The organism is Streptomyces beijiangensis, from assembly GCF_017315755.1.
GTDB lineage: Bacteria > Actinomycetota > Actinomycetes > Streptomycetales > Streptomycetaceae > Streptomyces > Streptomyces beijiangensis.
The window spans coordinates 1-3,862 of record NZ_JAFLRJ010000165.1; the positions used below are offsets into that span (position 1 = coordinate 1).

The following is a 3,862-nucleotide window of genomic DNA, read 5'->3' on the forward strand; positions in this document are numbered from 1 at the left end:
CGCCGTAGGCGCGGCACGCGATATCCGCACCGCGTGCCGCCGCCTACGGCGACCATGCGTCCGACCTGGACCTCCTGCGCTCCGTGGGCCACCCGGTGGCGGTCGGCGACGACCTGGTGATCGGGGCCCATGTCACATCGGTCGGCGGGCACACACTGCCCGGCACACGGCCTGCCGTGCCCGCCGAGGACCCGGCTCTCAGGGGGTCCTGGCTACCGACACCAGAGCGGTGAAGCAGAGCTTGCTCTCCTGATGCATCGTCACCAGAATGCGGGCACGGCCCAGTTGGTCGTCGGGCAGCGGCTGGGCATCCACCCTGCAGGGGGTGTCGAGTTCCACGTAACGGTGGAAGACCGTCTCCATCGCCTCGGTGACGCCGGCCCGGGGGTGCCGTACCGCGCGCGCCGCCTGCTTGGCCGCCTCCAGGAGGAGGATGCCCGGCACGTGGTCGCTGGGGTGGTCGAAGTACATCGGGTGGTGCGTGTCGATCCGCAGCTGCCAGCAGTCGCGCTCGTCGGTGGGCGAGAGGACCGCGTCACGGAACTCCTCACTGGCCCCGGACACCGGCGGTGGCAGCGGACGGCTGCGGGCGAGCTCCATCATGGCGGCGGAGTCGCCGCGGGCGCCGCGCAGGCGCCGGTAGATCGCCGCGGGCTGGATCGCGAACCTGGTGTGTGCGGTGGCGAGTTGCTCGCCGTCGCGCAGCACGGTGATGTCGAGCGACAGGGCGGAGACGACGCCCCGGCGGCGCACGATGTCGTAGCACTTGATGTGCAGGTCGGGCCTGCCGCCCGCGCCGCCTGCGTGCAGCGCCGCCAGGCCGAGGGCGTAGCGGTACTCGTCCCACAGGAGGTGATGGCCGAACGGGACCTCGTACCCGGCGTGCGCGAGCAGCGGGAAGGTCTGCCTGATCGTCTCGGTCAGCAGCACCGCGTCGTCGCGGCGGCTGTCCTCGGTGCGGATCAGGCTGCCGGTGTCCGTCCAGTCGGCGGTGATCAGGAACTCGTCCTCGCCGGTACGTGTCAGATCCGTGAGCAGGACCTGGGACGCGTCGTGCTTGTGGACGAGGTCCTTCGTGACACGGCTGACGCGGTCGACGCGGGCCGGTATCGAAACAGTCGACGAAACCATGTCGTTCATCAGTGATCCCCCTGTTGATGAGTACTGCCAGCACTGCCCCCGGCGCGGTAGCGGAGCCGCGCCACAGCGAGTAACATAGAGGGCGTTCTTTTTTTTGTCGAGACCGGGACGTGGCATGGCAGCACCGAAGCAGGAACGCGCAGTTCAGACCCGGGAGCAGCTTCTGAGGGCTGCGGCCGAGGTTTTCGACGAGTACGGCTACGCCGGCGCGGGGATCAACAAGATTCTCCAGCGGGCGGGGGTGACGGCGGGGGCCCTTTACTTCCATTTCAAGAACAAGCAGGACCTCGCCCTCGAGGTGATGCACGCCCAGCGCAACACCATCGAGCCGCACGTACCGTCCACCGGGCTGCAGCGCCTGGTGGACATCACCCTCATCTGGTCGCACTCGCTGCAGGCCGATCCGATGCTGCGGGCAGGCGTACGGCTCACGGCCGAACAGGCCAGCTTCGGCCTCAGGGACGCCTCGCCGTACGCGGTCTGGGCCCGCAGTTTCGAGGAGTGTCTCGAAGCCGCCCGCGAGGCCGGGGAGCTGCGCGACCATGTCCAACTCGGCGCCATGGCCGAGTTCGTGGTCGGCGCGTGCACCGGCATGCAGGAGTACGCCCAGGTCGTCTCCGGGCGCACCGACCTGCCGCGCCGCACGGTGAACATGTGGAAGCTGCTGCTGCCCGGCATCGCCACCGACCGCACCCTCGACACGATCGAGAACAGCCAGGAGCGCGCGAAGTCCTTGTGGACGACCCTCGGCGCGCACGACAAGGGGGACCAACATGTCTGATCTGCCTCGCCGGCTGAGACTCGCCGCCGTCAACATCGACGGCGTGCTGCTCAACGACACCTTCAGCCCGCTGATCCACCAGTTCGTCACCCGACGCGGCGGCAGCTACTCGGCCGACGTCGAGCGGCGCGTCTTCTCCCAGCGCCAGGCCGTCGCAGGCCAGGCCATGGCGGACTCCGTACCCGAGGAGCTGACGGGGCAGCAGGCACTCGACGCGTACTTCGAGGAACGCGCCGTCTACCTCGCCGACCACCCCGTGGAGATCATGGACGGCGCGATCGCCCTGCTCGGACGGCTGCGCGAGGCGGGCCTCCCCGCGGTCTGTTACGGCGGCCTGGAGAAGTCCCACTTCGACGAGCATCTCGGCGCGTACGCCGCCCTGTTCACGGGACCGCGGTACATCTGCACCAACGAGGTGCGCCCCGGCCTCAAGGAGATCACCGAGCACTTCGGCCTGGAACACGGCGAGGTGCTCTTCATCGACGACGTGGCGCGCGTCGCCGAGGCCGCCAGGGCGCTCGACGTACCGTTCATCGGCCACCCCAGCACCTTCGAGCACAGCCACCAGGCCGAGCTGATGCGGGAGGCCGGGGCGCGCCATGTCGTCGGCTCCCTGAACGAGATCGACGGCGCTCTGCTGCGGACGCTGGACGCCGAGGCGGCGGCCGGCACGGTGTGGGCGGGCTCCGAGGCGCCCAAGAGCCGTGCGGGAGCAGGGGTTTGAGGCAGCGGATCTGACGTTACGGTTCCGGCCGGGCCCCAGGCCCGGCCGGAACCGCCGCGCGCGGATCACACAGCCAGGACCCCGCCGTCCACGGGCACGGTCGCGCCGGTCACGAAGGACGAGGCGTCACTGCACAGCCACATCGCCGCCTCGGCCACCTCCAGCGGGTCGGCGAAGCGCTGCTGGATGGCCCGGGCGAAGAACGCCTTCTCGATGCCGGGTGCCTTGTCGATGACGGACTCCATCATCTCGGTGAGCGTGCTGCCCACCGCGAGCGCGTTGACGCGGATGCCGCGCGTCCCGTACTCGGACGCGGCCGCCTTGGTCAGTCCGATCACCGCATGCTTCGCGGCCACATAGGGGGCTCCGACTCCGGTGGCGATGAGGCCTGCCGTACTCGCGGTGTTGACGATGGAGCCGCCTCCGGTGAGGAGCATGGCCCTGATCTGATGGCGCATGCAGTTCCATACGCCGCGTACGTTCACGTCCATCACGGCGTCGAAGTCCTCGTCGGCCGTCTCGTGCAGGTCCTGTCCGAGCGTGGCATGCCCGGCGTTGTTGAAGGCGGCGTCCAGCCGCCCGAACCGCTCGACGGCGGTCGCCACGGCGCGTTCCACGTCCTCGCCGTGGCGCACGTCCCCGGTGACGGCCACCGCCTGCCCGCCGCCCGCCTCTATCTCCCCGACCAGCGCGTCGAGTTGCCGCTTCCGCCTGGCCATGAGCACCACGGGCGCGTTCCGGCCGGCGAAGAGGCGTGCCGCCGCCGCGCCGATGCCCGACGAGGCCCCCGTGATCATCACTACCCGGCCGTCCATATTGCGTACATCCTTGGTCATGGCGGGCAGTCAAGCAGCTGATCCACAGCGCCGGGAGACGGCATCTCACGCTTCGGTCCCGACGGACCTGCCAAGAACGTTCCGGGCCGCATCCCATGGGGTGTTCTTGGGAAAGTCTTGACCTACGGTAGAGCCATGGCACGGCAGGAAAGAGCGGAACAGACCCGGCGTCGGCTCATCGAAGCTGCTGCCGCCGAGTTCGCCGCACACGGGTACGCCGGCACGTCCCTGCTCGGGATCGTGACCTCGGCCGGAGTCACCATGGGCGCCCTGACCTTTCACTTCCCGTCGAAGTCCGCCGTGGCCGACGCCGTCCAGGAGGCCGGGGCCGCCGCCACCCGCGAGGTGATGGACGGCGAGGGCTCCGCCCCCGGGCTGCAG

At 69.8% G+C, this 3,862-nt stretch carries 5 protein-coding genes; 3 read left to right on the forward strand and 2 right to left on the reverse strand.

Annotated elements, in window-relative coordinates; all coding sequences use genetic code 11:
• Nucleotides 1-198 precede the first annotated feature (198 nt).
• Nucleotides 199-1,140, reverse strand: coding sequence for a ScbA/BarX family gamma-butyrolactone biosynthesis protein (locus tag J0695_RS18595; protein ID WP_206963212.1), 942 nt, complete (start codon nucleotides 1,138-1,140; stop codon nucleotides 199-201).
• A 115-nt stretch (nucleotides 1,141-1,255) separates the two neighbouring features.
• Between J0695_RS18595 and J0695_RS18600 the strand changes: the two genes are divergently transcribed.
• Both J0695_RS18600 and J0695_RS18605 read left to right on the forward strand, forming a co-directional pair.
• Nucleotides 1,256-1,921: a ScbR family autoregulator-binding transcription factor gene (locus J0695_RS18600; protein ID WP_206963213.1), complete on the forward strand. Its 666-nt coding sequence runs from the start codon at nucleotides 1,256-1,258 to the stop codon at nucleotides 1,919-1,921.
• Nucleotides 1,914-2,645, forward strand: a complete 732-nt coding sequence (locus tag J0695_RS18605; protein WP_206963214.1) for an HAD family hydrolase — start codon at nucleotides 1,914-1,916, stop codon at nucleotides 2,643-2,645. The genes J0695_RS18600 and J0695_RS18605 overlap by 8 nt, the downstream gene beginning before the upstream one ends.
• Nucleotides 2,646-2,710: 65 nt before the next feature.
• Here J0695_RS18605 and J0695_RS18610 read toward each other — a convergent pair whose 3' ends face one another.
• A complete protein-coding gene (locus J0695_RS18610; RefSeq protein ID WP_206963215.1) occupies nucleotides 2,711-3,481 on the reverse strand; it encodes an SDR family NAD(P)-dependent oxidoreductase in 771 nt (256 codons plus the stop codon).
• A gap of 135 nt (nucleotides 3,482-3,616) precedes the next feature.
• Here J0695_RS18610 and J0695_RS18615 point away from each other — a divergent pair.
• Nucleotides 3,617-3,862: TetR family transcriptional regulator (locus J0695_RS18615; RefSeq protein WP_206963216.1), on the forward strand; the 246-nt coding region annotated here is incomplete at its 3' end.